Source organism: Exiguobacterium sp. s145 (assembly GCF_018618835.1).
GTDB lineage: Bacteria > Bacillota > Bacilli > Exiguobacteriales > Exiguobacteriaceae > Exiguobacterium_A > Exiguobacterium_A artemiae.
Genome location: NZ_JACSMV010000002.1, coordinates 343,145 through 370,079, shown reverse-complemented (window position 1 = coordinate 370,079; position 26,935 = coordinate 343,145). Strand labels below are relative to the sequence as shown.

The 26,935-nt window shown below is 49.4% G+C and carries 27 protein-coding genes and 2 pseudogenes; 21 read left to right on the top strand and 8 right to left on the bottom strand.

All coding sequences use genetic code 11. The features are described from left to right. Together KNQ07_RS05005 and KNQ07_RS05000 are read left to right on the top strand one after the other, a co-directional pair. A partial coding sequence (locus KNQ07_RS05005; protein WP_214765125.1) for a hypothetical protein occupies positions 1–250 on the top strand: 250 nt, incomplete at its 5' end. Positions 251–420: 170 nt separating this feature from the next. Then, positions 421–1,059, top strand: a complete 639-nt coding sequence (locus KNQ07_RS05000) for a DUF975 family protein (protein WP_214765123.1) — start codon at positions 421–423, stop codon at positions 1,057–1,059. A gap of 55 nt (positions 1,060–1,114) precedes the next feature. Here the strand turns inward: KNQ07_RS05000 and KNQ07_RS04995 are convergent, their stop codons facing one another. Beyond that, on the bottom strand, positions 1,115–1,996 hold the full coding sequence (locus KNQ07_RS04995; protein WP_214765121.1) for an NAD(P)-dependent oxidoreductase: 882 nt from the start codon (positions 1,994–1,996) through the stop codon (positions 1,115–1,117). Continuing rightward, positions 1,993–3,741 (bottom strand): ABC transporter ATP-binding protein, encoded by a 1,749-nt coding sequence (locus tag KNQ07_RS04990; protein ID WP_214765119.1) that lies wholly within the window; start codon positions 3,739–3,741, stop codon positions 1,993–1,995. The genes KNQ07_RS04995 and KNQ07_RS04990 overlap by 4 nt, the downstream gene beginning before the upstream one ends. Positions 3,742–3,872: 131 nt before the next feature. Here KNQ07_RS04990 and KNQ07_RS04985 point away from each other — a divergent pair, with 131 nt between their 5' ends. From KNQ07_RS04985 to KNQ07_RS04970, 4 genes are all read left to right on the top strand, one after another. Beyond that, a complete protein-coding gene (locus KNQ07_RS04985; protein WP_114596142.1) occupies positions 3,873–4,313 on the top strand; it encodes a YaiI/YqxD family protein in 441 nt (146 codons plus the stop codon). 78 nt (positions 4,314–4,391) lie between these two features. Next, complete coding sequence (locus KNQ07_RS04980) at positions 4,392–6,035, top strand: sensor histidine kinase (protein WP_233494555.1); 1,644 nt, start codon at positions 4,392–4,394, stop codon at positions 6,033–6,035. 21 nt (positions 6,036–6,056) lie between these two features. Next, the gene (locus tag KNQ07_RS04975; RefSeq protein WP_261966373.1) at positions 6,057–7,811 is read left to right on the top strand and encodes a putative bifunctional diguanylate cyclase/phosphodiesterase; all 1,755 of its coding nucleotides are present in this window, start codon (positions 6,057–6,059) and stop codon (positions 7,809–7,811) included. Between the two features lie 53 nt (positions 7,812–7,864). Next, positions 7,865–8,161, top strand: a complete 297-nt coding sequence (locus KNQ07_RS04970) for a hypothetical protein (RefSeq protein ID WP_114596141.1) — start codon at positions 7,865–7,867, stop codon at positions 8,159–8,161. Positions 8,162–8,485: 324 nt separating this feature from the next. Here the strand turns inward: KNQ07_RS04970 and KNQ07_RS04965 are convergent, their stop codons facing one another. Together KNQ07_RS04965 and KNQ07_RS04960 are read right to left on the bottom strand one after the other, a co-directional pair. Then, complete coding sequence (locus KNQ07_RS04965; protein ID WP_214765117.1) at positions 8,486–9,460, bottom strand: DUF4003 family protein; 975 nt, start codon at positions 9,458–9,460, stop codon at positions 8,486–8,488. 56 nt (positions 9,461–9,516) lie between these two features. Further along, positions 9,517–10,038, bottom strand: a complete 522-nt coding sequence (locus KNQ07_RS04960) for a DUF1836 domain-containing protein (protein WP_214765115.1) — start codon at positions 10,036–10,038, stop codon at positions 9,517–9,519. Between the two features lie 114 nt (positions 10,039–10,152). On the opposite strand from KNQ07_RS04960, the gene trhA reads away from it, so the two are divergent. The 4 genes from trhA to KNQ07_RS04940 all read left to right on the top strand — a co-directional run bounded on the left by trhA (position 10,153) and on the right by KNQ07_RS04940 (position 13,691). Then, positions 10,153–10,800, top strand: a complete 648-nt coding sequence (trhA, locus tag KNQ07_RS04955; protein ID WP_214765112.1) for a PAQR family membrane homeostasis protein TrhA — start codon at positions 10,153–10,155, stop codon at positions 10,798–10,800. Positions 10,801–10,930: 130 nt separating this feature from the next. Then, positions 10,931–12,658, top strand: a complete 1,728-nt coding sequence (locus KNQ07_RS04950) for a M3 family oligoendopeptidase (protein WP_214765104.1) — start codon at positions 10,931–10,933, stop codon at positions 12,656–12,658. A gap of 46 nt (positions 12,659–12,704) precedes the next feature. Continuing rightward, on the top strand, positions 12,705–13,403 hold the full coding sequence (rpiA, locus tag KNQ07_RS04945; protein WP_114596136.1) for a ribose-5-phosphate isomerase RpiA: 699 nt from the start codon (positions 12,705–12,707) through the stop codon (positions 13,401–13,403). Positions 13,404–13,433: 30 nt separating this feature from the next. Then, positions 13,434–13,691: a hypothetical protein gene (locus tag KNQ07_RS04940; protein WP_114596135.1), complete on the top strand. Its 258-nt coding sequence runs from the start codon at positions 13,434–13,436 to the stop codon at positions 13,689–13,691. Between the two features lie 41 nt (positions 13,692–13,732). Here KNQ07_RS04940 and KNQ07_RS04935 read toward each other — a convergent pair whose 3' ends face one another. From KNQ07_RS04935 to KNQ07_RS04925, 3 genes are read right to left on the bottom strand one after another with little or no spacing between them, the layout of a single operon-like run. Then, a complete protein-coding gene (locus KNQ07_RS04935; RefSeq protein WP_026828679.1) occupies positions 13,733–14,137 on the bottom strand; it encodes a DUF350 domain-containing protein in 405 nt (134 codons plus the stop codon). 12 nt (positions 14,138–14,149) lie between these two features. Further along, the gene (locus KNQ07_RS04930) at positions 14,150–14,326 is read right to left on the bottom strand and encodes a hypothetical protein (RefSeq protein WP_165871658.1); all 177 of its coding nucleotides are present in this window, start codon (positions 14,324–14,326) and stop codon (positions 14,150–14,152) included. Positions 14,327–14,382: 56 nt separating this feature from the next. Next, positions 14,383–15,504, bottom strand: a complete 1,122-nt coding sequence (locus KNQ07_RS04925) for a GGDEF domain-containing protein (RefSeq protein ID WP_214765102.1) — start codon at positions 15,502–15,504, stop codon at positions 14,383–14,385. Positions 15,505–15,757: 253 nt separating this feature from the next. On the opposite strand from KNQ07_RS04925, the pseudogene KNQ07_RS16400 reads away from it, so the two are divergent. From KNQ07_RS16400 to KNQ07_RS04885, 9 genes and pseudogenes are all read left to right on the top strand, one after another. Then, a pseudogene (locus tag KNQ07_RS16400) lies at positions 15,758–16,403 on the top strand (GntP family permease); the annotation flags it as partial. 86 nt (positions 16,404–16,489) lie between these two features. Continuing rightward, positions 16,490–17,197, top strand: a pseudogene (locus KNQ07_RS16395) (GntP family permease); the annotation flags it as partial. Positions 17,198–17,231: 34 nt separating this feature from the next. Further along, positions 17,232–17,933, top strand: a complete 702-nt coding sequence (locus KNQ07_RS04915; protein WP_214765091.1) for a CoA transferase subunit A — start codon at positions 17,232–17,234, stop codon at positions 17,931–17,933. A gap of 12 nt (positions 17,934–17,945) precedes the next feature. Next, a complete protein-coding gene (locus KNQ07_RS04910; protein ID WP_214765089.1) occupies positions 17,946–18,608 on the top strand; it encodes a 3-oxoacid CoA-transferase subunit B in 663 nt (220 codons plus the stop codon). Between the two features lie 5 nt (positions 18,609–18,613). Beyond that, positions 18,614–19,390, top strand: coding sequence for a 3-hydroxybutyrate dehydrogenase (locus KNQ07_RS04905; protein ID WP_214765087.1), 777 nt, complete (start codon positions 18,614–18,616; stop codon positions 19,388–19,390). 13 nt (positions 19,391–19,403) lie between these two features. Further along, positions 19,404–20,594 (top strand): acetyl-CoA C-acetyltransferase, encoded by a 1,191-nt coding sequence (locus KNQ07_RS04900; protein WP_214765085.1) that lies wholly within the window; start codon positions 19,404–19,406, stop codon positions 20,592–20,594. Between the two features lie 160 nt (positions 20,595–20,754). Then, a complete protein-coding gene (locus tag KNQ07_RS04895) occupies positions 20,755–21,501 on the top strand; it encodes a methionine ABC transporter ATP-binding protein (protein WP_214765083.1) in 747 nt (248 codons plus the stop codon). Further along, entirely contained in the window at positions 21,494–22,156 is a 663-nt protein-coding gene (locus KNQ07_RS04890; RefSeq protein WP_214765076.1) for a methionine ABC transporter permease, read from the top strand. Before KNQ07_RS04895 ends, KNQ07_RS04890 begins: the two co-directional genes overlap by 8 nt. Before the next feature lie 19 nt (positions 22,157–22,175). Beyond that, entirely contained in the window at positions 22,176–22,994 is an 819-nt protein-coding gene (locus KNQ07_RS04885) for a MetQ/NlpA family ABC transporter substrate-binding protein (protein WP_012370078.1), read from the top strand. A 93-nt stretch (positions 22,995–23,087) separates the two neighbouring features. On the opposite strand, the gene KNQ07_RS04880 is transcribed toward KNQ07_RS04885, so the two are convergent. Further along, on the bottom strand, positions 23,088–24,032 hold the full coding sequence (locus tag KNQ07_RS04880) for a DUF2268 domain-containing putative Zn-dependent protease (RefSeq protein ID WP_214765074.1): 945 nt from the start codon (positions 24,030–24,032) through the stop codon (positions 23,088–23,090). A gap of 295 nt (positions 24,033–24,327) precedes the next feature. Here KNQ07_RS04880 and brnQ point away from each other — a divergent pair, with 295 nt between their 5' ends. Both brnQ and KNQ07_RS04870 read left to right on the top strand, forming a co-directional pair. Further along, entirely contained in the window at positions 24,328–25,668 is a 1,341-nt protein-coding gene (brnQ, locus tag KNQ07_RS04875) for a branched-chain amino acid transport system II carrier protein (RefSeq protein ID WP_214765072.1), read from the top strand. A gap of 138 nt (positions 25,669–25,806) precedes the next feature. Further along, positions 25,807–26,916, top strand: coding sequence for a glycerol dehydrogenase (locus tag KNQ07_RS04870; RefSeq protein ID WP_214765070.1), 1,110 nt, complete (start codon positions 25,807–25,809; stop codon positions 26,914–26,916). Positions 26,917–26,935: the final 19 nt, after the last annotated feature.

Here is a 26,935-nt window from a genome sequence, read left to right as displayed (position 1 = left end):
CGAAAATCTAGATGTAGCCATAGAAAAAGCTCCCTTCAAAGTAGACAGTTTTTGTTATTTCAACTGTCTACTTTTTGGGGAGCATATCAATCTGTTCCTCTTTTTTTATTTTGAAGAAACCACTTCATTCACGAGACTCCTACAGGAAAAAGCGCAATTTCCATTGCGCTGTCAGAGACAAACAAGACCCGCTTCCCTGACCATAATGGCAGGGAAACTGGCTTGTGTCTCGTCTGAGGAAAGCGAGTGAAGAAAAAGTGGTTTCGGTTGCGTCGCTTTTTAAAGAAGAGAATTAAATCCAATTATTACAGCTGTCCAAAAATCGTCACATCTTCAGACTTGTGAGGGGATGATTGCTATTTTTTCAAAGCAGACTACGGTACACTAAAACAGGAATGTTGAAAGATAAAGGAGTTCATTATGACAAATTTACAGTACAAACAGGCAGCACTTGCGACGTTAAAAGGGAAGTGGCTGACAGCGCTCAGCATCTCGATCATCTATTTCGTCATCTTTGCGCTGGCTGCCAGCCGGATGTCGTTTGACCAGGATAATCTCGACAGTATGTTACGGTTCGTCGCCTTGAACATCGTCGTGACGATTGTGCTGTCACCCGTCACGCTTGGACGGACAATTGCCTACTTACGATTCGTCCGCGGAGAATCAGCCGGTATCGGGACGTTATTTGAAGGGTTTGCGTCGATCCGTTTCTACCTGAAGACGATGGCAGCCTATACACTGGTAACGTTACTCGTTTACATCGGTTCTTTTTTGATCCTCCCGGCAATCTACTTTTATCTGATGTACCGATTGGTGCCGTTTTTATTGGTCGACCGACCGGATCTGTCGTTTATCCAGGTCCTTGGTGAAAGCCGCCGGATGATGCATGGACATAAATGGCGCCTTGCGAAACTTTATCTCAGTTTCATCCTTTGGGGGATTCTTGCGCTGCTCAGTACCGTCGGAGTTGTTTTGCTGACACCGTATTTTGATACGACAATCGCGCACTTCTATGAACAATTAAAAAAAGAACAACAGACAGCAACGCGTTCAGCATAAAAAAACGAGTCTGACTTCTCCCTGTGCGGAAGTCAGACTCGTTTTTGTCGTACTTTTAATGCGACGGTGTTTTCTCTTTTAACAACAGGTAGAGAGCCTGTGTACCGGATTCGGCATGACCGGATGCTGCCAGCTCGTCGTATAAATCTTTGACGAGTGCAAGTCCCGGTGTCGCAATCCCCATTTCCTCGGCCCGTTCGAGTGCCAGGTTCATGTCTTTGATGAAATGTTTGACGAAGAAGCCCGGCGAATAGTTTTCCGCGATGACACGCGGAATCAGGTTTTCAAGAGACCAGCTGCCGGCAGAGCCGCTTTTGATCGTCTCGACGAACTGTGTCGGATCGATTCCCGATTTCGTGACGAACAGCAACATCTCGGCTGTCCCGATCATCGATCCGGCAATCGCAATCTGATTGGCGAGTTTGGCCGATTGTCCTTGTCCCGGACCTCCGAAGCGGGCGATGGATTTCCCCATCGCATCAAATATCGGTTTGACCGTATTGAATGCGTCTTCGTCACCGCCTGCGAGAATCGCAAGCGTCCCGTTTTTCGCTCCGAGATCGCCGCCCGTGACCGGTGCATCAAGAGCAGTGATGCCGTTTTGAGCAGCCTGCTCGGCAATCCGGATCGCGAGCGCCGGACTCGATGTCGTCATGTCGATGACGATTGTCCCCGGTTGAGCGGAGGCTAAAATCCCGTCGTCCGCCAAGTAAATCTGTTCGACGTCCTGCGGATAGCCGACGATCGAGATGACGACGTCGGCATCCGAGACAGATTCCTGAATCGTATCGACGATGATAGCCCCGTCCTGTTCGAGCGGCAAGCCTTTTTCTTTCGTCCGGTTGTAGCCTTTGACGGAAAAACCGGCTTTTAACAAGTTGCGGACCATGCCTTGTCCCATGACGCCGAGTCCGATGAAACCAATTGTTTTTGTCATGTATTACTCCCCCTGGTCGTTTCGGTTTGACCGATGAATTGTTGCGTTACGAGTTTATTATACAAAACATTTGTCTCGACGAGGGTATCATGTGTTCCGATGCCGGAAACACGTCCCTGTTCGAGAACGACGATCTGATCGGCATGGCGGACCGTCGCGAGGCGATGGGCGATGACGAACGTCGTCCGTCCTTCCATCAATCGTTCGAGCGCTTCCTGGACGACCCGTTCCGATTCCGAATCAAGGCTAGAAGTCGCTTCGTCGAGCAATAACAATTCCGGATCCCGCAGGAGGGCGCGGGCAATCGCAATCCGTTGCCGTTGACCGCCGGACAGTTTGACACCGCGTTCACCGATTTCCGTGTCATATCCGAGTGTAAACGAAGAAATGAACTCATCGGCATTTGCCATCTCGGCGGCGTCGCGGATTTGTTGTTCCGTGACATCTTGCGTCAAGCCGTATAACAGATTGTCGCGGATTGTGCCCGACAGGACAGGGGAGTCCTGGGCGACATAACCGATCGCATTACGCCAGCTGGCCAGTTCAAACTGATCAATCGCATGCGGACCGAGCTCGATTTGACCGTCCGTCGGCAGATAAAAGCGTTCGAGCAGAGCGAACAAGGTCGATTTACCGGAGCCGCTCGGACCGACGATTGCCGTCGTTTGACCGCGCGGCAGGGAGAAGGTGACGTCGTGCAACAGTGTCGTGTCGTCATAGCCGAACGACAAATGATTAAAGTGAACGGCTGCGAACGGACGCTTAACCTGTCGGGTCCCGTCCTGTTCCGGTCGTTCTTCGAGCAGTTCGGAAATCCGTTCCGTTGCCCCGCGTGCTTTTTGTAATTTCGAGACGAACTCGGTCATCGTCACGAGTGGTGTCATGATTTGAAACAGGTATAACGAAAAGGCGACGAGTTCACCCGCCGTAATCTGATTCGTCGAGACGCGGTAAGCACCGAAACTGATGATGACGATTAACATCGAGGTCAGGGCGACGTTGAAAACGGGCAGTAAGATGGCCTGAATCTTCCCTTCTTTGACGCCAAAGCCAAACAGATGTTCAATCCGGGTTTTTCCGCGTTCCATTTCATAGGTTTCTGTCGCCTGTGATTTGACCAAGCGGACTTCGCCGAGCATTTCTGCAAAAAATCCCGATAAGCCGGCGAGCTCTTTTTGCGTCTCCCGTGAAATCTGATGCAGTTTCCGAACGAGCGGAATGATGATCAATAATGTCAACGGGACGGCGATGACCATGACTAGCGTCATTTGCCAGTCGAGGAAAAATAAAATCGTAATCGCACCAACAATCGAGACGATTGAGGTCAACAGACGAACGAGTTGCTCCGATAATAATTGTTGTAAGGTCGTCGCATCGTTGTTGAGACGTGAGACGAGTTCGCCTGACTTCGTTTCGTCATAGAACGGAATGGGTAAAGCTAGCAAGTGTTTCCACAACATCGTCCGCAAGTTGGCGACGATCCGTTGCCCGGCGACTTGCAGCCAGTAGATGGAAAAAGCATTGCTGATCATCTGGACGATGAAGACCGTAATGAAGAGGGCGACCAAGCCCGGTGTGACCTGATCGATGGAGAAGTTGTCGATCAGGGATTTCAAAAACCAGGGAATCATCAAAGCAGCGAGTGCCTGAATGATTGAAACCGTCACGGCAGCTGACAGCAGTCCGACCGGTGGTTCGCTTTTCTTCAGTAAGGATAAAAATGAGGTAAATGTTGCAGGTTTCAATTCGGCACATCCTTTCCTTTCTATTGTCGGTTCTATGGCAGTTACGGTCAACTTCGAGTGCTGGACTTGACAGTGATTCCGGTCGTCACGGACACTTAATGAAAGCGAAGTAACAGAAGGAGTGACGTGACATGAAAATATGGATCGATGCAGACGGCTGTCCGGTCGTCGATTTGACGATTCGATTGAGCAAAGGATACGAGGTTTTTTTAGTCTGTGATACAGCACATCAGTTTAACCGGGAAGGGGCGACGACGATTACGATTGGTCAAGGAGCGGACGCCGTCGACTTTGCCATCGTCAACCGGATGGCGCCGGGAGACATCGTCGTAACCCAGGATTACGGTCTGGCTGCCCTCGCCCTCGCACGCAATGGACGAGCCGTTGATCAGAATGGTCGGATTTTTACAAACGAAAACATAGATTTTCTTCTACATACACGACATGTCGGTCAAGAAATCCGGCGGGCAGGTGGACGGACGAAGGGACCCAAAAAACGGACGCGGCAGGAAGATGTTGCATTCGAACAGGCATTTAAACGTTTATTAGCGGAAACGACCGCGCGTTCTTAAGTCAAATACGAGACGAAAAATTAAAATCTCGTGTTATAATTTTAAACATGAATGCATGAATCGGAAGGAGGAAGCCCATTGAAAAAAATCGTACGATATCGTCCGGAAAAGAAGACGAGACCGTATCGTCTGAAGACCAGTCCATTTCCCGTCAAGACGTTACAGACGACCGACCGTCAACGGATCGGTCAACTGACACAGGACTTGGCGGAAGTGGAACATAAATTGAAACACCGCAACGAAATCATGGAAGCATTGGCAACCCAAAGCGTCGAGTCAGCGTGTGAGACATTACTCGTTAAGTTGCTGAAACTCATCAATCTTGAGGCGGGGGCCATCCTGTTATATCGCCGTGAACAATTGAGTCACCTTGTGACGCAAGGGGTGGAAGACATTGAATTGATCGAAAAAGATTTGGATCAATATTCTGTGTTACGCCGTGCTTTTGTCATGCGAAAATCGGTTCAGCTCCCTGTAGCAGAGATGATGTATGAATCGGCGATTCCTGTCCAGTCACCAAGCAATGGCGGTGTCGTCGGTGTCATCTATCTCAAACATCCATTCGAGCAGTTCAACTTGGAACAGGTCGGGGATATTTTGGATTTGTCACGCAAACTCGGAATGACGCTGGAACGTCACCTGTTGTTCCATCAAATGGAGCATGAAAAAATCAAAACGTACCAATTACTCGATTCGATTCGGGAAGCGGTCTTATATATCGAAAGCAGCGGGGAACAGATTTATGCCAATCAGGCATTGTTGAACATGTTCCCGCCAAAGCTCGTCAGTCAATCTCAAGGCTTCCGCCATGCGTACGAACGGGCGACTTCCTTATTCGAACACGTCGATCAGCCCGATGCGCTGCATGACTATATCGGTCAATTAATGAACGGGGAGATTCCCGGAGAGACGATTGAACTATCGGCTTTTCGTGGGAATCTGTTGCTGAGTGCCTATGCCGAACGAATCGCCATCGCCAATGTCGAGTGGGGAATGATGCTCGTCTTGCGGGATGTCACGAAAGAAAAAGAACTGGATTTGAAACAGTCGGAGTTCGTCTCGATTGTTTCGCATGAATTAAGAACACCGCTCTCGTCGATTATGGGCTTTACGGAACTGTTGATGCGTCGTTCACTCGATGGTCCGCGTCAAAAAAAATACCTCGAGACGATCCATTCCGAGACCGTTCGTCTGGCAGAGCTGATTGATGATATTTTAGAAATCCAAAAAGGTGAGGATGTCTCACAAGGCATCGTCAAAAAACGGTTGGACCTTAAACGATTGGTATATGAGATGCGACCGATGTTCGAGCTTGCGAGCAGTAAACACCGGATTCGGGTCCTGTTTGAAGCGGGCGATTATCAGATGACGGCGAGCGAAGAGAAGATGAAACAGCTCTTCACGAACTTGATCATGAATGCTATCAAATATTCACCGGACGGAGGAACGATTCAAGTCCGGGGTCACATGAAGGGATCACAGATGGTCTTGACGATTGAAGATGAAGGAATCGGAATTCCGGAAAAAGCACTCCCGTTTGTATTTGATAAATTTTACCGGGCTGATAACTCGGACACGCGGAAAATTGGCGGAACCGGTCTTGGTTTAGCGATTTGCCGGATGATTGTCATGGATCACGGCGGGTCGATTGCCGTGCAGTCAGAAGAAGGAAAAGGCAGTACGTTTACGCTTCAATTTTCGACTGAAATGACAGAGGACTAACGAAGAAAGGAGGGACGGACCGTGGATAACTCGCAGATGCGATATGAAGCCTTACACCCGCTTGTCGAAGATATCTTAAATCAATTGAGTGAAAAAATCGGCGTCAATACACTGTTTTTCGCATTAAATGACTCAAACAGTAACTTTATCGTCAAGGCGATCAATCAGGGAAAGGAACTGATTGAAGAGGGAACGACACACATCTTCCAACATGTCCTCTGTAAACTCGTCATCGATGAAACAGACGGTAAGATTCAAATCAATGAATTATTGGCGAATCCGATGACAAGTCATCATCCGGTCACCCAAACACTGGGAAACGGCAGTTTTCTTGGTGTCGCGATTAAAAATGCCAACAACGAAAAAATCGGGACGTTGTGTGCTTTTGATGATCAACCGTACGAATTCAGTAAAAGCGAATTAGAGATGATTGAAAATTACGCGAACATCATCAGTAAATCAATCAGCGTCGAGACCTATGTGATCAAAGATGCATTGACAGATGTCTATAACGAACGATACATGAACCGATTGATTTCGAGTGTCTTGAGCCAGCCGACCTTTTTGATGGTCCTCAATCTCGATAACTTTCATGCGATCAATGCGAAGTACGGATACCGGATTGGAAATCAGGTGCTTCAGGAAATTGCGTCACGCTTAAAATATGTCTCGATTCCGGAACACGTCGTCGGACGGATGGAGGGGAACGAGTTCATTGTTCTTGCCCCTCTGGAACAAGCGGATTTTACGGATCAAGGCCGGACATTCGCTGAATCCATCATTCAGGCGATTGAGGAGCCGATTAAAAATCTTGCGGACGAACCGATTCGTTTGACGGCTTCGTCAGGTGTCAGTCTGTTAACGGGCGACCACATGAACCGCCAGACACAGGTCTATGCAGCAGAAGCCCTGATGCAACAGGTCAAACTGGACGGAAAAGCGGGTATTTCATTTGTCGATCAGCAACGCGAGGTCGAACAACATCCGTTTAACCGTGTATTGGAACAGGAATTGGAGCAAGCGTTAGAGCGCGGGCAGTTCGAATTGTATTACCAACGGATTTTTAACGCCAAACTGGGCCAGACGGTTGCCGTCGAAGCACTGCTTCGCTGGAATCATCCGGTACTCGGATTCGTCAGCCCGGCCGATTTCATTCCGATTGCGGAACGGACAGGGAAGTTTAGTCAAATCGGTCACTTTACGATTGCCCAGGCGATCTCGGACAGTCTCCGGCTGGAGACAGAATTGGGGCGTCCCGTGATAATTTCGATTAATCTCTCCGCCAGTCAATTCAAATCGGATGCGATGTTTGCCGATCTGTTAGAGTTCGCAAACGGTGCGTCGTTCAAGAAAGAGCGGATTGTGCTTGAAATCCGGGAAGAAGTTTTGCAAATCGGGAAACGGAAAGTCATCGAACGTCTGGAAATGTTACGCCGGGCAGGTTATCGTCTGAGTGTCGATCATTTCGGGAGTCATTATGCTTCACTCAATTCCTTACTCCGTTTACCGGTCCAATCGGTTAAGCTGGATCCGATCTTTACACGGCGTCTCGTTCAAAACCAGCTCGAACAGTCGATGGTCCAGTCCGTGTATTCGTTGACACAGGCACTTGGAATTTCGCTTGTCATTCAGGAAGTCGAAACAAGTGCTCAGTTCCAGCACATCGTTGCGGTGGGAAATCCACTGTATGTACAAGGACATTATCTGCATCATCCGCAACCAATCACGAACTTGATTGCCGATTTTGCAAAGATCACGCATACCCAGGATGTTTAACCGTCTCTCGTAAGGGAATACTTTAATCATCATGATTCAAGGGGGATGTTACTATGTCAGAGCAACACGAAAAAGAAACGGATCCGATTACATCGGGCAATCGTATGACGAACGACGATATCGCAGGTCGTGATCAATCCGATACAGCAGCACAAAATGAGTCGGATTCAAAATCCGAGCACCACGAAAAAGAGCCGCAGTCCGACAATCAAGACAAGAAGTCAGCGGATTCGGAATCAACAGATCAACCGGATTCTGAACCATCATCTGACGAAGCACCTGATTTGTCTCACGAAGCTGATGAAGACGGCGATGTGACACCGTCTGATGCAGACGATCAACAAAAATAATCGGGCACTTGTGCCGGCTTTTATACAAATGGGTCTGACTTAAAAGTCACTCTCTACAAAGATCAGGGTGGCGGAATGATAATCTGCCACCCTGATCTCGTAAAAAAAGAATCACTCGCTTCACGCAAGTCCTACAGGAAAAAGCGCAATTTTTGCGCTGTCAGAGACAAACAAGACCAGATTTCCTGCCTAAATGAGGCAGGGAAACTGGATTGTGTCTCGCCTGAGGAAAGGGCGTGAAAGAACGAGTGATTCTTTTTTGAGTCCGCCCCATTTTGTTTTTTTAGAAAATCTTATACGGAAACAGGCAGTGGATGAGCGAGTTCAATCGCCACCGCCGCCGCCACCATCGCCACCGTCAAATCCGCCGTCCGCCATTCCGCCGTCTGTCGCATGGGACGTATCCGTCAAGTCGACCGGGAACAGGAAAACGGGGATGAAATCAGTCGAATTCGTCCAGTCAGCCGGGCTGTACGGAGTAAACAATTGGTGCAACGTCGGATGATCCGCAAGATAGAGCCGGACCGCCGTCAGGAAAATTAAATCCTTCCGGTATTTGAAGTGGGGGTTTTGCCGCAAACGGTCTGATATCTGTTCAAGTGCCGCGCGATGTACTTCCGGTTGACCGAGTAGCGCAAGCAACGCATGAAACGACAGTGGAATCCCGTGTTTGCGGTAAGCGTTCCGGGACTGGACGAGCTGATTAAGATAAAGGTGGTGGTCCTCGTCCGGTAATAAGGCAAATAAGAGTGCCGTGACATACGTTTGCTGAGACCGCCCGAACCGCTTTTTCAACATGTCATACAGCGCTTCGATCTGATCATGGATTGTTGATAACTCGCCCCGGTGTAAACTGTTTAAAAACAGAAACGAGATCAGCAGGGGCGAGACGATGAACCGGTGTGAGGTTTTGCAAAGGCGGTATAACGAGACGGTCCGCTCAAGTTGGACATCCGTCGGCTGTAAACGGCTGATCAATAAAGCGGTCGAATAAGCATTGAGCGGATGGACGAGCCGGTGTGTTGCAAAAAAACTATAAATCGACATCATCGGGGCAATCCGTTCAGCCGGTTCTGCATCATAAGCCTGAATTTTTGAAGCAAGCAACAACGCTTGTGTTTGATGGGAGCGGAGATGCTCTTCCAAAAACCGAGCCGTCTTCTCCAACTCTGGAAAAGGTGCGGGATGTCGGCCGACGACAGCATCAAAAGCAAGTTCGATTAAAACACCATCCTGGTAAGTGACGAAATAATGTCCTGTTTCATCTAAACGTTGTAAAAAACGTTGTTCGAGTTCCATCTCCTGCACCTCATCCTTTTTTCCCTATTTTACCATGACACATAAAAGAAAGACGGTTACTTTTCTAATCGGTCAATCAATCGTTCAGCTGCCCGGCGGTACAAGTTGCTCATATGGGCGAGCGATAAAATCAGTTGTAACTGTTCGAGATGATCCAAGTCATCCGTCGGAGGCTGCTGCTCCTCGAACAAGGTCTGATTGACCGCTGTCGCATCGAGATACGTTTGATAAAAGTCTTCCAAATCAATTGTTTGTTCCGTAACACCGGTATTCAAGTCCGTCAAAATCGTTTTGATGTCATTGATTGAAAACGTTCCTTTCAGTTGATAAATCAGGCTGATCAGGATCAAATGATTTTTTGTATACTTTTTGTTTGTGACCGGGAAAAACAGTTTTTTCTTGGCATAATTGTTAATCATCGTTTTCGTTAAGATGGTTTCGCCTTCCGTCCGCGTCGTCTCCTGAAAGGTCCGTTCGAACAACTGGATGACCTGATCCATGTAGAGGTCGATGTTCGGGATATCCGTTAATTCCAACTGGCGGTCGAACGATGGTGTCGGTTGATCTGGCTGTGTCATGAAAATACCTCCAAAAAAAATAGTGCGGAATGGCTTCCTATTTCTCTAGTGTATGATAGAATGTTCATATAACGCCATGTAGTATTAAAAACTACATAACAACGGAGGGAAATTATGAAAACGTATATGAGAGAACCCATCAATGGTCTGACACATCTGGGTGGAGCTGTTTTGGCTTTCGTCGGACTGCTCGCACTGGTCATCAAAGCAGCACTGGAGCGGGGAGCCGGACTAGCGATTGTCGCGGCAATTATCTTTGGTGTCAGCATGATTGCCTTATATGCTGTCTCGGCGACGTATCATATGGTACTGGCCAGTGACCGGGCGATTGCGACGTGGAGACGTCTCGATCATTCGATGATTTATCTGCTGATTGCCGGGTCCTACGCCCCGTTTTGCCTGATCAGTCTGAACGGACCGACCGGTTGGGTCCTGTTCAGCATCGTCATGCTGATTGCTGTCTTTGGGATCACCTTTAAGCTCGTCTGGTTCAACAGTCCGCGCTGGTTGTCGACGACGCTTTACATCGGAATGGGATGGATCATGGTCTTTGCGATCACACCGCTCGCAGCAGTCCTGTCGCCGGTCGGAATCGGTCTATTGTTCCTCGGTGGAATTTTCTACACGATCGGCGGTATCATCTATGGATTAAAGCCGCGTGCTCTTTCGTTCAAGCACCTCGGTTTTCACGAGATTTTCCATGTGTTCGTCCTGCTCGGCAGCTTGGCACATTTCCTCTGTGTCTACTTCTTTGTCATTTAATGAGTGTAACCAAACATCCTTTCTTTAGCGGAAGGATGTTTTTTGTTAGCAAAGTATTTCATTGGCAGGTTTCCCGGGAAGGGAAGCCGAAGGAAACGAAAGGACAGGATTAATTAAAGGAGGAAAAGTGATGTCGATTACGCAATCCCGCTGGCAGCTTGAAAAACTGTATTCGACTGAGGACGTGAAACAGACGATTGACAGGTTACGACAGGAACTGGATCAGCTTCAAACCGGCCAACCTCCGGTGTCTTTTTATTTGCCGCATCTTGAGCGAATCAAAAGCCACGTTGAAGAACTGAGTGATTTTGTGTATTGCCTGTACGCGGAAGATGTTTCGCGTCATGAAGTGGGAAGGCTGCTTGAGCAGACCGAGACGCTGCAAGCAAGTCTCCGGACAAGTGAAACGGTCTTTGAGGAACGGTTATCGAAGCTGTCTGAAGCAGAGTGGACAATTCTCCAATCTGAAACGCCGTCTTATTATCTGACAGAACGCCGTGCCATCATGGAACGGCGTCTATCGGCTGAGCAGGAACAAATGATTCAAGCACTGGCAATCGACGGTTTTTCCGGATGGGAACAGTTGTATGAACAGCGTTTGACCGGTTTACGGATTCCGCTTGATGAAGAAAAGGTCACAATCGGACACGCCCTGCATCAGGTTTTTCATGGGGCAACACGCAATTACCGGCAAGCGGCAGCGACAGCTTTCGCAAAGACGTGTGCTGCTGAACGAGAAGACTTTGCGATGATTTTGAACCGGATAGCCGGTTTTCGATTGCAAGTTTACACAAAACGCGGATGGGAGGATCCGTTAACGGAACTGTGTGAACAAAACCGGATGCAACGGACGACAATTGAAGCGATGCTTGCAGCGATAGATCAAAATCGTTCGCTGTTCCAGTCCTATTACGAACGGAAATTGCGTCTGGCACATGTCACGGAACCGGCATGGCATGATTTAGAGGCGAATACCTTTACCTCACACGATCATGTTTCCTATGACGAGGCGCAATCGATCATTCTGCATCAATTTGACCGGTTGCATCCGCGATTAGCAGTCTTTACGAAAGAAGTATTTGAAAAAGGCTGGATTGATGCGGAAAACCGGCCGTCTAAAGCAGAAGGCGGCTTCTGTGCCTCGTTCCCGGTCGCTAAAGAAAGCCGGATCTTCATGACGTACCGCGAAGCGTATCCGGATGTCGTCACGCTTGCTCATGAACTGGGTCATGCTTATCATAATTCGCTGTTGCACGAGTTACCGTTTCTTGATCAGATAAAAGGAACGAGCAGTGCAGAGACGGCTTCGACATTCATGGAAAACCTGGTCCTTGACGCCGTCATCGAACAATCGGCGGGCGAAGAGAAACTGGCTATGCTGGAAATTAAAATCAGCGAAGGATTAAAATACGTCGCAACCATTCCGAACATGTTCCGGTTTGAACAACGTTTTTATTCGGAGCGACGGCAGGGGCCGGTTTCAAGCGACCGGATTACTGAACTGATGCGGGAGGAGGATGCCCGCTTTTACGGCGGTGTACTGGCGGAACCGGATCCATATAAATGGATTTTTGTCGGTCATTTCTATGATACGGAAAAGCCGTTCTACAATATTCCCTACACGGTCGGTTACTTGCTGAGCAATCACTTGTATACGGCGGTCAAGCAATCAAATGAGGCGTTCACCGGACAATTCGAACCGTTGTTACGCGCATCGGGACAGGCGACAATCGAAGAGCTGATTGAGCAGTATATAGACGGCGAACCGGGCTCAATCAGTTTTTGGCAACAGGCACTTGAACCGCTCCTGTCGGCGATTGAAATGTACTTACAAGAGACGGCCAGACTCGTCGATTGAAGTCGGAAGCAATCGGGAATAGATAACTAACGAAGGAGGGGTGCCGATGTATGAACAGGAGAAAACGATGCTGGCGGAAGCTGCCGTCAAGTATGTCAAGAACGGAATGGTGCTGGGTCTTGGGACAGGCTCGACGACGCGGAGTTTTATCGAGGTCTTAGGCAAATGGATCGAAGCCGGTGGACAGGTGCAAGGGGTAGCGACGTCAGATGAGACAGTGGAACAAGCCAACCGGTTGAACATTCCGCTTCTGTCACTTGAAGAAGCGACCCGGATTGATCTGATCATTGACGGAATCGATCAAATCGATCAGCAGTTCCGCGTTCTGAAGGGTGGCGGTGGTGCCTTGTTTCGGGAAAAAGTCGTCGCGCTGATGAGCCGGGAAGTGCTCTACTTAGCGGACGCCTCGAAGTTCGTCCATCACCTGACCGGCCCCTTACCGGTCGAAATCGATGCCTTTGCGAGACCGTATGTCGAACGTTTTTTGCAGGACAAACATGTCGACGCGGTATTGCGGGAACAGGACGGGAAACCGTTTGTGACGGACGGCGGACATCTGATTTTGGATGTCGACCTCAAGCAGGTCCAAGACGTCCATCATTTTGCCAAAGAACTGAAAAATTTGACCGGCGTGATTGAAACCGGTTATTTTGAGCGGCAACCGGACCATGTCCTGACAGTTGAACAAGGACAAGTCAAACGGCTGGCACATCCTGATTTACGCGATGGAGGCGGACTTGTCTAGTTCGTGTTTTAAAAGAAAGAAGGGAAAGCGATGCGGTTACGAAAACGGTATGTGTTCGGAGCAAGTATGCTGGCTGGAGCCGGTCTTCTCTTGTTGAAAAACAAGGACAAACGAACTTCGGATCCGTTAAAAGAGTATTTGACGCACTTGGATCAGGACTCAAGTCCAGATGCCGATAAAGATCCGGATGAAGTCGGATTGACAAAACTCGATTCGATTTACCGGGCGGAGTGGCAGGCGAACGGTTATCCGCGTTCGCGAAAAGAACTGGAAGATTTGGAAAAATGAAAAGCGCCGACAATCCAAGAGCGGATTGTTGGCGCTTTTTTTTAGTATGTAAGAGATCCGGCGATGATCAGACCAATCGAAATCGACAGAAACAGTAATAATAAACCGACAGCTTCATTATTGGCATCGATTTCTTTTGTCATACTGATTCGCGGGATGATCAAGTCTGCCAAATAGAACAGGACGATTTGGAAGACGATGGCGAGTGCACCCCATAAGACCATATCGAGGATGCTGACTGAGTTCGTGATACTGGAGTAGAGGACGATCGCAAGACCAAGGATGCGTCCGCCGAATGCATAAACGGCTGCTTTTTTTCCTTGACGGATCAGCTCCATCTCTTTTGATTTGGTCGTCACTTCAAACAGGACGACGCCGATGGCAAGTAAAAGTGTAGCCACTCCGATATACGCAAGTGTTGAGACGAACAGTTCACTGAAGCCCATCTTAATTCCTCCTTAGGAATGATTGGATTTGTTTCGTTCTTTTCGTTGTTGCCAGGCAACGTACCCTTCGAGCATCGCTCCGACTAAAATCCCGGCGGAGACATACAGGTAAAAATTATCTCCGATGAAGCCGAAGAGCAGTCCGAGCAGCAGACCGATGATAATGTAAGGTCCTTTTGTTAATTTCATGATGAATCACCTTCCTCATCATCAAACGTAGCCGATTTTTCCGGATTCGTCCATCCCTAATCGACAGGATGAGTCACAGCGACTTCGAGTTCACGTGTAAAAAGTGTCACCCGGTTGCGCCCATTTTGTTTGGAATGATAAAGTGCGACGTCCGCATGCGTCACAAGTTGCTGAATCTGTGATGTTGATTTCGGGAAATGTGCGACTCCGAACGAAGCTGTCAACGGCAGTTGCGTCCCATTCGACAATTGAAACGGAGACGTCGCAATCCGTTCCCGCAACTGTTCCGCCAACGCCAGAACTTTTACATCCGTCAACTGTTCGACGAGAACGGAAAACTCCTCGCCGCCATTGCGGGAGATGAACCCGGCATCCGTCACTCCGTCCCGCAAACGGGAGGCGAATTGACGCAGGACCTCGTCGCCGGCTTCATGACCGAACGTATCATTAACATGTTTGAAGTGATCGATATCAACCGTTATCAAGGCCACTTCATGTTGCTGTAAAATCGTTTGTTGCTTTAAATCGTCAAAATGGTCCGTAAAAGCACGGAAATTATGTAAGCCGGTCAAAAAATCACGTTGCGCCGTTTGTTGCCATGTACGCATCGACTGCTTTGTCAAGCGGATATCACGAGTGATGACGAGCGCAAGCCAACTGCTGATGAATGAAGCAGGGAGGACGACGCTAAGTATGTCCATGATGAGTTTAGAATCAGCTAAGACATATATCAAGACGATCCCGTGCAGGACAGTCGCGTACACCGTGACAAGCGTAAAGGTTCGCTTGGAATAGATCGGCAACCACTTGACGAGCAGCGACGTCCCGACAGCAATCAAGGTGATGAACAGTGCCGCGGCATAAGCTGAACTGTTCAGGCTGATGCTGAAGCGGTAGAGGATGATGACGATCGTCACGATCGCCGTCGGTAACGGACCGGCAAAATAAGCGGCAACGATGACAGGAATGTGCCGCAGATCGACTAAAACACCGGGAACGGGCTCAATCGTCAGTTGCATCAGCATCCAGGATAAAAGACTCAAACTGATTCCGTACAAAATGCGGACCGAGCGTTTGGAGTCGACGGTAATCGGATGAGGTGACAGTTTTCCAAGGAGATAAAAACCGCTCATCAATAAAGTCAGGTTGTGGAGAAGATCATAAAGAATGGTTTTCAAATTCAGGCACCTTGCTTTCGTATAACAAATCATTCTACCGTTAGAATACGCTATTGACATCAAATAGTCCTTCATCTGCCGAAAAGATTTCCGAAAAAGACATCAAAAAGAAAATGTGTCTATAATGTGAAGTTATAGAACCTATAAGCTGTACTTATAGGTTTAAGGTTTTTGATTGACCATTCATGTATTCAATTGTTAAATGATGAAGAAGCAATTGAAAGCGCTTACTAAAATTTAAAGGGGATTCACCATGGAACTGATTATCATTCTTCTTGCCTTATCTTTATTAATGTTCGTAGCGTACCGTGGTTTTTCAGTCATCTTATTTGCTCCGATCTGTGCTTTGTTCGCCGTCTTACTGACGAACCCGGATTGGGTCTTACCGTTCTTCTCGAACATCTTCATGGAAAAAATGGTCGGCTTCATTAAAGCCTACTTCCCGGTCTTCTTACTCGGAGCCATTTTCGGGAAAGTCGTCGAAATGTCAGGAATCGCTGAATCGATCGCGAAGTCGATCATTCGGATGATCGGAGCGAAACGGGCGATTCTCGCCATCGTGTTGCTCGGCGCGATCTTGACGTATAGCGGTGTCAGCCTGTTCGTCGTCGTCTTCGCCGTCTATCCGTTCGCAGCAAACCTGTTCCGCGAAGCGAATATCCCGAAACGATTGATTCCGGGAACGATTGCCCTCGGTGCATTTACGTTTACGATGGACGCCTTGCCGGGGACACCGCAAATCCAGAACGTCATTCCGACGACATTCTTTAAAACAGATATCTATGCGGCACCAATCATGGGATCAATCGGCGGCTTGATCATCCTGACGGTCGGGATGTTCTATCTTGAATCCCGTAAACGGAAAGCCCATCAAGAAGGGGAAGGCTACGCCGGCTTTGAAGCGACGGCAGCGAGCAGTGCGCCGCAGATGGAATTGAAAAATGAACCGGAACTGACGCTCGAGACGGCACAACAACCGGTTTACCGCCAAGTCCTGGCCTTTGTGCCGTTGATTTTAGTCGCTGTCATGAACAAATACTTTACGCTCGCAATTCCGGCATGGTATCCGGAAGGATTTGATTTCGCAGCAATTGGTCTCGAAGCGTTCGGGAAAATCGAGACGCCGGCCGTCCTTGCCATCTGGTCCGTCCAAATGGCCTTGATCATCGGAATCATTTCCGCGATGCTGTATGACTTCAAAAAAGTCCGGACGAATTTCCAGGCCGGACTGAACCTCAGCATCGGCGGTGCCTTACTCGCCGTCATGAATACGGGTGCCGAGTACGGATTCGGCGGCGTCATCGCCGCCTTACCGGGCTTCAAGACGGTCTCGAACGGGATTTCATCGACGTTCACCGATCCGCTCGTCAACGGCGCGGTCACGACGACGGCCCTTGCCGGGGTGACCGGTTCTGCGTCCGGCGGAATGGGCATCGCGCTCAGTGCGATGTCGGATAAATATACACAAGCGATTACGTCTGGCGGCGTCCCACCGGAAGTCATGCACCGGGTCATCTCGATGGCGTCCGGCGGCATGGATACGTTACCGCATAACGGAGCCGTCATCACGTTGCTTGCCGTCACCGGCTTGACGCACCGTCAGTCGTACCGTGACATCTTTATGATTACGGTTTTAAAGACAGTGACGGTCTTCCTGATGATCGGACTGTACAATTTGACAGGTCTGTATTAAGTGAGTGGGTTAAAAAAAAAGGGGGAAATGAACGATGCAACAGGGGAAAATCTACGATTCATTTACAGAAGCGACAGCTGATATTTTTGACGGGGCGACACTCGTCGTCGGCGGATTCGGTTTATGCGGGATTCCGGAAAAATCGATTGCGGCACTGCAGGAACAAGGGGTCAAGGATTTAACGGTCGTCAGCAACAACTGTGGTGTCGATGACTTCGGGCTCGGTATCTTATTGCAATCACGCCAGATTAAAAAAATGGTCTCGTCGTACGTCGGAGAAAACAAGACGTTTGAGCAACAGTACTTAAGCCGTGAGATTGAAGTCGATCTCGTACCGCAGGGGACACTGGCCGAACGAATCCGGGCCGGTGGAGCGGGAATCCCCGGCTTTTACACGCCGACCGGTGTCGGAACACCGATCGCGGAAGGCAAGGAACAAAAAGAGTTCGACGGGAAAACCTATCTGCTCGAAGAAGGAATCATCGGAGACTTTGCGCTCGTCAAAGCCTGGAAAGCGGACAAGCTCGGTAATCTCGTCTTCCGGAAGACATCACGGAACTTTAATCCGCTTGTCGCGACAGCCGGGAAAGTGACGATTGTCGAAGTCGAGGAACTGGTCGAAGTAGGTGAACTCGATCCGAACGAGATCCATACACCGGCCGTTTACGTCCAGCGGATCATCGTCGGGACGGACTACGAAAAACGCATCGAACGCCGGACAGTCCGGGAAGCATAAGGGGGAGACACTATGGTAACGTCAAGAGAAATCATTATCAACCGCGCGCTGCAGGAAATCGAGGACGGCATGTACGTCAATCTCGGAATCGGGATTCCGACACTGATTGCCAATGCGATTCCGGATGATCGGCATGTCATGCTGCAATCGGAAAACGGGTTGCTCGGGATTGGACCGTATCCGCTCGAACATGAAGTCGACGCCGACGAAATCAATGCCGGCAAAGAGACGGTTACGGCACAAAAAGGCGCGTCCTATTTCGACAGTGCCGAATCGTTTGCGATGATCCGCGGCGGTCACATTGATCTCGCGATTCTTGGCGGAATGGAAGTCGCCGAAAACGGGGACCTCGCAAACTGGATGATTCCCGGCAAGATGGTCAAGGGAATGGGCGGGGCAATGGATCTCGTCAACGGCGCGAAACGGGTCGTCATCATCATGGAACACGTCAATAAATACGGCGAGTCAAAGGTTAAGACACGTTGTACGTTACCATTAACCGGCAGTCAAGTCGTCAACCGGTTGATCACGGACAAAGCCGTCTTTGATTTCACGGAAACCGGGATGGTCTTGATTGAGACATTAGACGGATTGACCGTCGAAGACATCCGCAACGTAACGGAAGCAGCCTTTACCGTCAGTCCGGAACTTGAACGCATCAGCATAGGGGAGTGAGTCAGATGGTCAACGGAGATATCGTCCTCGTGACGGGAGCAGGAAGCGGGATCGGACTGGAAATCTCAAAAGCCTTCGCCGAAGCAGGAGCAAAGGTCGTCATTACGGACGTCAACACGGAAGCAGCTGAAACAGCAGCGAAGTCGTTACAGGAAGCGGGACATGATGTCATCGGACTGACGCTGAACGTGACGGATGAAGCACAGGTTCAGTCGGTTTTTGCCGAGACGATCAAGCGGTACGGTCGACTTGATGTCCTGATCAACAATGCCGGTTTACAGCACGTCTCACCAATCGAAGACTTCCCGACAGAGAAGTTCGAACTGATGATTAAAATCATGCTGACGGCTCCGTTCATGGCGATTAAACATGCGTTTCCACTCATGAAGGAGCAAGGATACGGCCGGATCATCAACATGGCATCGATTAACGGCTTGATCGGCTTTGCCGGAAAAGCGGCCTATAACTCGGCCAAACACGGTCTGCTCGGTCTGACGAAAGTCGCGGCACTCGAAGGGGCCGAACACGGCATCACCGTCAACGCGTTATGCCCGGGTTACGTCGATACACCTCTCGTCCGCAATCAGATGGCGGATCTTTCGAAGACGCGCCAGGTCGAACTGGAAAAAGTCCTCGAAGATGTCATCTATCCGCTCGTTCCGCAAAAACGGTTGCTTGAAGTCGAGGAAATCGCGGATTATGCGCTATTCCTTGCGAGCCGTAAAGCAAAAGGGATTACGGGTCAGGCCAACGTCTTAGACGGCGGTTATACGATTCAATAAGGGGGAAATCAGCATGAGTGAGCAAGTCGTCATCGTCAGTGCGACACGAACGGCAATCGGCAGTTTTAACGGCAGTCTAAAGGACGTTCCGGCAACGAAGCTTGGAGCAACGGTTATCCGGGCAGCACTTGAACAAGCAAATGTGGCACCAGATCTCGTCGAGGAAGTCATTATGGGTAATGTCCTGCAGGCAGGACTCGGACAAAACCCGGCCCGTCAGTCAAGTCTCCTCGCCGGACTGCCGGAAACGGTTCCGGCCATGACGATCAACAAAGTCTGCGGTTCCGGGCTGAAGGCAATTCATCTTGCTTTCCAAGCGATCAAATCCGGTGAGGCCGACATCATCGTCGCCGGCGGGATGGAAAACATGAGTCAGGCACCGTACGTGTTAAGCGGTGCCCGGACCGGCTTACGGATGGGAGACCAGCCGTTGGTCGATACGATCATCAAAGACGGTTTAGAGTGTGCTTTTAACGATTATCATATGGGCATTACGGCAGAAAACCTGGCCGAGCAGTACACGATTTCCCGCGAAGCACAGGATCAGTTTGCAGCAGCCAGTCAACAAAAAGCCGGACAGGCCATCGAAGCAAACCGGTTCCAGGCGGAAATCACACCGGTCGAAATTCCGCAGCGTAAAGGCGATCCAATTATGTTTGTGGAAGATGAGTTCCCGCGTGCCGGAACGACAGCGGAATCACTTGCCCGCTTGCGTCCGGCCTTCAAAAAAGGCGGTACAGTGACAGCCGGTAATGCATCCGGCATCAATGACGGAGCGGCAGCAGTCGTCGTCATGTCGGCGCGAAAGGCAAAAGAACTCGGGCTGACACCACTCGTCGAGATCGTTGCGAACGGTACGTCCGGTGTCGATCCGAGCATCATGGGGATCGGTCCCGTCAAAGCGGTCAGCCAGGCGTTGCATAAAGCCGGTCTTGAACTGGACGCCATCGACGTCATCGAGGCGAACGAAGCGTTTGCGGCGCAATCACTTGCCGTGGATGCGGAACTCCGGTTTGATCCGGCGAAGCTAAACCGTAACGGCGGAGCAATTGCCCTCGGTCACCCGATCGGCGCGAGCGGAACACGGATCATGGTTACCCTGATTCATGAGATGTTGCGGACCGGCGAAAGCCATGGTCTGGCGACACTCTGCATCGGCGGCGGTCAAGGAATTGCGACGATCGTCAAGAAGTACGAAGAGTAATTAAAATCGCTTCATCAAAATCTGGACTTCGGTTCAGATTTTTGTTGTTAAAATGGTTTACTTAATTAATAAAATGACGCGGGAAAGAAAAGAAGCAAACGACATGACAAAAAGAGACAGCTTGCGGTAAAATGAAACACGTTGTAAGGGAGGGTGTCAGATGATTTCATTACAGAATGTCAGTAAAGCTTTTTCCGGACAACCGGTCATCCAGTCCGTCGCCCTCTCGATTGAACAGGGCGAGATTCATGGCATCATCGGTGCGAGCGGTGCCGGGAAATCGACGTTACTCCGGCTGATGAATCTGCTCGAACGACCGGATACCGGTCGAATCGAATTTGACGGGATGGATTTAACGAATCTGTCGAACCGACAGCTGCGGCAGACCCGTCAAAATATCGGCATGATTTTTCAGGACTTTAATCTCGTCGGAAACAAGACGGTCGAACAAAACATCGCCGTTTCGCTTGAACTGTCCGGTGTCAAAAAGCGCGAGCGGACAAACCGGATTGAGGAGTGTCTCCGATTTGTCGGACTGGAGTCCTTTGCCCGAAAGTATCCGTCCGAACTGAGCGGAGGACAAAAGCAGCGTGTCGCGATTGCCCGGGCGCTTGCGAACCGCCCGCGCGTTTTGCTGTGTGATGAGCCGACGTCTTCACTTGATCCGAGTACGACGTCAGAAATCCTGCGTGTGTTGCAGAATATCAATCAGACGCTCGGCGTGACGATCGTCCTCGTCAGCCATGAGATGAACGTGATTCAGAGCATCTGCAACCGGGTCACGATCATGGCAGACGGGCAGATTGAAACGACGATTGCGACCGAGCCGGCGGGAATCACGGAAATTACGAGTGATGCCGGTTGGTTCCTGACCCAATTGACAGAGCGGAGGGATCCACATGCCTGACATCGTGCTCGAATATGCGGCGGAAATCAGACTGGCGATCGGACAAACGTTCGTGATGGTCGGAATCTCGATTCTCGCGGCTCTTCTTCTCGGTTTACCGCTCGGGACCTGGCTTTATCTGTCACGTAAAGGACAGTTGCTGTCGAACCAGTTCGTCTTTTCGATTCTGAATTTATTTGTCAATACAATCCGGTCGTTTCCGTTTTTATTGCTCGTCGTCTTCCTGATTCCGTTTACACGGCTCATCATCGGGACGGCGATCGGAACAGCAGCAGCGACCGTCCCGCTTGCGGTCATTGCAATCGCCCATTATTCACGGCTCGTCGAACAGTCGTTGCTTGAAGTGCCGAAAGGTGTCATCGAGGCGGCCGTCTCGATGGGAGCTTCGACACGCGAAGTCGTCCTGAAGTTTTTATTCGTTGAAGCCCGGTCCGGCCTTGTGCTGGGTCTGACGACGTCAATCGTCAGCTTCATTTCCTATTCGACGATCATGGGGGTTGTCGGGGGCGGAGGCATCGGTGACTTTGCCGTCCGGTACGGCTACCAACAATTTCAGACGGAATTAATGCTCTATATGATTTTGATTATGGTCATCCTGGTGCAACTGATTCAGTTTGCCGGGACGACCGCAGCACGCTTGCTCGATAAACGTTAACTGAAAGTAGGAATTCAAGATGAAAAAAATCATGGCAGTACTCAGTGTTGTTGTATTGGCGTTAGCCGGATGCGGCAACGCCGAGAAAAAAGACGAACAGGAATCGGCGTCAAAAACCGAGACATTAAAAGTCGCGTCACTGATCAAACCGATGACGGAAATTCTCGACCTCGTTAAACCGGAACTGAAAAAAGAAGGCATTAACCTGGAAGTCGTTGTTCTCAGTGACAACGTGCAACCGAACAGTGCCCTCGCAGCGAAGGAAGTTGATGCGAACTTCTTCCAGCACGTACCGTACATGGAAGAGTTCAACCGCAACAACAAAGCCAATCTGGTACCAATCAAGCCGATTTACTTCGCAAACTATGGTCTGTACTCAAAAGACTACAAAAAGATGGACCAGTTGCCAAAAGGCGCTGTCATTGCCGTCGCAAATGACGTCTCGAACATCGACCGGTCGCTCGCTCTGCTCGCACAGCATGATGCGATCAAGTTGAAAAAGAAAACCGGTCCGTACTACACGATGAAAGACATCACAGAAAACAAACGCGACTTTAAATTTAAGGAAGTGGATTTGCTGATGCTCGCCCGCCTTTATGATGATGCGGATGCGGTCATCATGACGCCGGCCTATGCTTCACCGCTCGGTCTGACTCCGAAGAAAGATGCCCTTGTCACGGAAGGCGTCGAAAATGACTTTGCGATCACGCTTGTTGCCCGGAAGGACAATCAGGATTCAGAAGCGATTCAGAAGCTTGCGAAAGCAATGACAAGTCCGAAAGTCAAAAAATTCCTCGAAGACAATTATGACGAAACGGCGATTCCGGCCTTTAAATGAGTGTTCAGATGAAAAAATCAAAACCACGGCTCGCCTGTCTGCTTTAGACACACGCGATCCGTGGTTTTTGTCATCAGTTTATTGGAATGTTGTTTAACGGATGGTCAACTTCTTCGCATAACCGGTTTTCTTCAAAATATCAGTTGTCGGCATCTCGGTCCATTTGGCGACGGGAAGATCCGGATTTTTCTGAAGGAAGTCCGTCATGATCATATAGCCGAGCGTATATTGGGCAAGTGGCGGGATGTCTTTGTCATAGTTGCCGTATCGTAAATCGTATGCATCGACGTTATGGTTGTTGATCTGTGTCAACAGATTTTCGAGCGTATGATCGAGTAACGGTTCTGTCGCTTCCGATTTCCCTTTTGGATAAACCTGTGCAGCAAACATGTCGGCTTCACCTTCTAACATGATGCCATTGAACATCGAGTCGTGCGTGTTGCTTTTAAAAGCAACGGTATGGTGGTACTCATGGGCGACAGCATTGGCAAGTGTATCTGTTGAAAAACCTTTAGCCAGGTAGAGCGTGAACATATCAGTTCCTGAGGCAAAACCGGTGACTCCGCCATGGCGCTTTATCTCGGCCGGATTATGGACATTGTAAGGTGCGACAAAGACCGTCAGCTTATCGGTTCGAGGCAATGCATCAATCGAAGTCTGAAGACTTTTTTTAATCTGTTGCTGAATGGCATCCTGATGTTTTTTCAAGTAGACAATCGTTTTGTTCAGCTCTTCTGCATTGTCGGTCGGGATATCTAAAATCCGCCGGTCTGTATATGTATCTGTCAGTTTTTCTTTTTCAATCCATTTGTGTTTCGTAGCCAACACATGTTTCTCGAACAGGGCCCCATTCTCGGTCGGCTCTTTTAATGTCGCATCGACATACGACTGATAGGCATCGTACAGCGGAATGATTTGAATCGTCTGATGATCTTGTTTGAAGGTCAATTTCTGCGGTTCGGCCTTTTCAGCTTCCGGCGCATCGGTACAGCCTGCAAGCAGACTGGTCAAGGTAGCGGCAAGTAAAAGTCGTTTCATCCAGGTTCCTCCTTTGTCTAAAAAACCATAATTATCCATACGTAAAGTAATTGGTAAAAGTTTCATGATTTCCTCCTAGTCAGATGAACTTATGTTACCGATTACAAAAGAACAACCCCAAAATGGCAATATTTCGCTATTGAAGGATACGAGAACGTTTTCAGCTAAATTTTCAGAATATTCACCAGATAAACTCCTAGCATGAGGTCACAAACCTATGTTATCCTTTCGGACGAAGTACCTGATTTTGCTCGAGTCAACGAATCAGGTCGTAATTTAATAGTGGAGGTTTCTTATGTCTAAAACAGTTCCAACATCCTTTATCGTCGTCATCGGTATGATGCTGTTTGCCTTGTTTTTCGGGGCCGGAAATTTGATTTTTCCACCGATGCTCGGACAAATGGCAGGTGAGAACGTCTGGATTGCCAACGCCGGATTCCTGGTCACAGGCGTCGGGTTGCCGTTGCTTGCCATCTTGGCATTTGCTTATTCCGGTGAACCGGACTTACGGGCGATGGCGTCACGGGTCCATCCGATCTTTGGTCTTGTCTTTGCGATCATCTTGTACTTGGCAATCGGTCCGTTTTTTGCGATTCCGCGTGCCGGAACCGTTTCGTACGAGATTGGTATCAAACCTTTCTTCGGAGAAGGGGCATCGTCGACACCATTACTGATTTTTTCGATTCTGTTTTATACGGTCGCGTGTCTGTTATCATTGAATCCGACAAAAATCGTCGATGTCGTCGGCAAAATCCTGACACCGATTAAGATCACGTTTATCGGCTTATTGATTCTCGTTGCCGTGATTAAACCGATCGGAAGTTTTCAGAATCCTTTGACGACATATCAGCACAATGCCTTTTTTAACGGCTTCCAGGAAGGCTATTTGACGCTTGATGCCCTCGGAGCGTTTGTGTTCGGAATCATCATCATTTCGGCGATTAAAGACCAAGGGGTCACGTCGAAAAAACAATTGCTCGTCATTTGTTCGAAAGCCGCTTTGATTGCAGCAAGTTTACTGGCCGTCACGTATTCAGCGCTTGCCTTCATGGGCGCATCGAGCATCTCAAAAATCGGTCCATTGACGAACGGAGCGGAAATTCTGTCGGCGGTGTCCGATTATTACTTCGGCTCATACGGTTCGATTTTACTTGGATTGATGATCACGGTCGCGTGTCTGACGACGAGTGTCGGACTGATTACTGCCTGTGCGTCGTTCTTCTCACTGTTGTTGCCGCGGATTTCGTATGTCAAATGGACGATTGGTCTGTCGATCTTCAGTGCACTTGTCGCCAATATCGGACTGACACAGTTGATCGCAATCTCCAAACCGGTTCTGTTGACACTGTATCCGTTAGCGATCTGTCTGATTTTCCTGACGTTCTTACATAACGTCTTTAAAGGAAAACCGGCTGTCTATCAAGGGGCGATGTGGATGACCTTTGCCGTCAGTCTGTTTGACGGACTGAAGGTGGCGAAAGCACCGGTCGAACCGGTCTTGCGTGTCTTTGAAAACGTGTTGCCGTTCTTTTCCGTCGGACTCGGTTGGGTCGTTCCGGCGATTATCGGGGCTGTCCTCGGCGGATTGTTCGGTCGGAAAAAAGCATACCGGACGGAACAGTCACGGGTTGCTTAAATTCAGTTGGTCTGGAAAGAAGCCGTTTCGATTTCGAATCGAAACGGTTTTTTGCGTTTAACGAACAGACCGAAAAGGAATGGCTTAAAATGTAAGCCATTGTTGAGACTGTCGTTGAAGAAAGAAAGGATGTTGAACATGTCAGAACGTGTTTTCATTAGTCCGGCGAAGTATGTCCAAGGGAAAAATGTCATTGATCGGCTCGGTACATATGTGAGTCCGATTGGAGACGTGGCCCTAGTGATCGCCGATGATGTCGTTTGGAAAATCGTCGAGGAACGTGTCCATGCTTCATTTTCAGCAGAAGGAATCAAAATTGAAAAAGCAGATTTCAGCGGTGAAGCCTCAAAACATGAGGTCGAACGGATTGCCGCACAAGCCAAGGATGCCGGCGTGAAATTCGTCATGGGGGTCGGGGGCGGGAAGACGCTTGATACGGCAAAAGCCGTTTCGGACGAGTTCCATCTGCCGGTCGTCATCGTACCGACGATCGCTTCGACCGATGCGCCGACAAGTGCACTGTCCGTCATCTATTCGGATGAGGGAATCTTTGAGAGTTACCGTTTTTATAACAAAAATCCGGATCTTGTTTTGGTCGATACAAAATTGATCTCGGAAGCACCGGCGCGGTTCTTTGCCTCGGGGATTGCCGATGCACTGGCGACATGGGTCGAAGTCCGGAGTGTCATTGCCTTCGGTGGAACGACGATGGCCGGAGGACGGCCGACGATTGCGGCAGAAGCGATTGCGAAACGCTGTGAGGAAGTCCTTTTTGAACACGGACGACTTGCGTATGAATCAGTCCAGGCAAAGGTCGTCACACCGGCCCTTGAAGCCGTCGTCGAAGCCAATACGTTGCTGAGCGGTCTTGGTTTTGAAAGTGGAGGACTGGCAGCAGCGCACGCCATTCATAACGGATTCACAGCACTTGACGGAGACATCCACCATTTGACGCACGGGGAAAAGGTCGCGTTCGGGACGCTCGTCCAGTTAGCGCTCGAAGAACACCCGCAGGAAGAAATCGAACGGTACATTGCATTCTATATGGATCTCGGACTGCCGGTCACGCTGGAAGACGTCAAACTGAAAGATGCTTCACGTGAAGATATCTTAAAAGTCGGTGAGGCAGCGACTGCAGAAGGTGAGACGATTCACAGCGGCTTTGATGTGACGGCGGATGAAGTGGCGGATGCCATCATTGCCGCCGACCGTTATTCAAAAGCCTATCAGGCGAAAGTAAAGAACTGACGAAACGTGGCACGAATGA

Coding starts and splice junctions, on each gene's coding strand:
- KNQ07_RS05000 (WP_214765123.1), top strand. CDS start 421: ATGACAAATTTACAGTACAAACAGGCAGCACTTGCGACGTTAAAAGGG.
- KNQ07_RS04995 (WP_214765121.1), bottom strand. CDS start 1,996: ATGACAAAAACAATTGGTTTCATCGGACTCGGCGTCATGGGACAAGGC.
- KNQ07_RS04985 (WP_114596142.1), top strand. CDS start 3,873: ATGAAAATATGGATCGATGCAGACGGCTGTCCGGTCGTCGATTTGACG.
- KNQ07_RS04970 (WP_114596141.1), top strand. CDS start 7,865: ATGTCAGAGCAACACGAAAAAGAAACGGATCCGATTACATCGGGCAAT.
- KNQ07_RS04965 (WP_214765117.1), bottom strand. CDS start 9,460: ATGGAACTCGAACAACGTTTTTTACAACGTTTAGATGAAACAGGACAT.
- KNQ07_RS04960 (WP_214765115.1), bottom strand. CDS start 10,038: ATGACACAGCCAGATCAACCGACACCATCGTTCGACCGCCAGTTGGAA.
- trhA (WP_214765112.1), top strand. CDS start 10,153: ATGAAAACGTATATGAGAGAACCCATCAATGGTCTGACACATCTGGGT.
- KNQ07_RS04950 (WP_214765104.1), top strand. CDS start 10,931: ATGTCGATTACGCAATCCCGCTGGCAGCTTGAAAAACTGTATTCGACT.
- rpiA (WP_114596136.1), top strand. CDS start 12,705: ATGTATGAACAGGAGAAAACGATGCTGGCGGAAGCTGCCGTCAAGTAT.
- KNQ07_RS04940 (WP_114596135.1), top strand. CDS start 13,434: ATGCGGTTACGAAAACGGTATGTGTTCGGAGCAAGTATGCTGGCTGGA.
- KNQ07_RS04935 (WP_026828679.1), bottom strand. CDS start 14,137: ATGGGCTTCAGTGAACTGTTCGTCTCAACACTTGCGTATATCGGAGTG.
- KNQ07_RS04930 (WP_165871658.1), bottom strand. CDS start 14,326: ATGAAATTAACAAAAGGACCTTACATTATCATCGGTCTGCTGCTCGGA.
- KNQ07_RS04915 (WP_214765091.1), top strand. CDS start 17,232: ATGCAACAGGGGAAAATCTACGATTCATTTACAGAAGCGACAGCTGAT.
- KNQ07_RS04910 (WP_214765089.1), top strand. CDS start 17,946: ATGGTAACGTCAAGAGAAATCATTATCAACCGCGCGCTGCAGGAAATC.
- KNQ07_RS04905 (WP_214765087.1), top strand. CDS start 18,614: ATGGTCAACGGAGATATCGTCCTCGTGACGGGAGCAGGAAGCGGGATC.
- KNQ07_RS04900 (WP_214765085.1), top strand. CDS start 19,404: ATGAGTGAGCAAGTCGTCATCGTCAGTGCGACACGAACGGCAATCGGC.
- KNQ07_RS04895 (WP_214765083.1), top strand. CDS start 20,755: ATGATTTCATTACAGAATGTCAGTAAAGCTTTTTCCGGACAACCGGTC.
- KNQ07_RS04890 (WP_214765076.1), top strand. CDS start 21,494: ATGCCTGACATCGTGCTCGAATATGCGGCGGAAATCAGACTGGCGATC.
- KNQ07_RS04885 (WP_012370078.1), top strand. CDS start 22,176: ATGAAAAAAATCATGGCAGTACTCAGTGTTGTTGTATTGGCGTTAGCC.
- KNQ07_RS04880 (WP_214765074.1), bottom strand. CDS start 24,032: ATGAAACGACTTTTACTTGCCGCTACCTTGACCAGTCTGCTTGCAGGC.
- brnQ (WP_214765072.1), top strand. CDS start 24,328: ATGTCTAAAACAGTTCCAACATCCTTTATCGTCGTCATCGGTATGATG.
- KNQ07_RS04870 (WP_214765070.1), top strand. CDS start 25,807: ATGTCAGAACGTGTTTTCATTAGTCCGGCGAAGTATGTCCAAGGGAAA.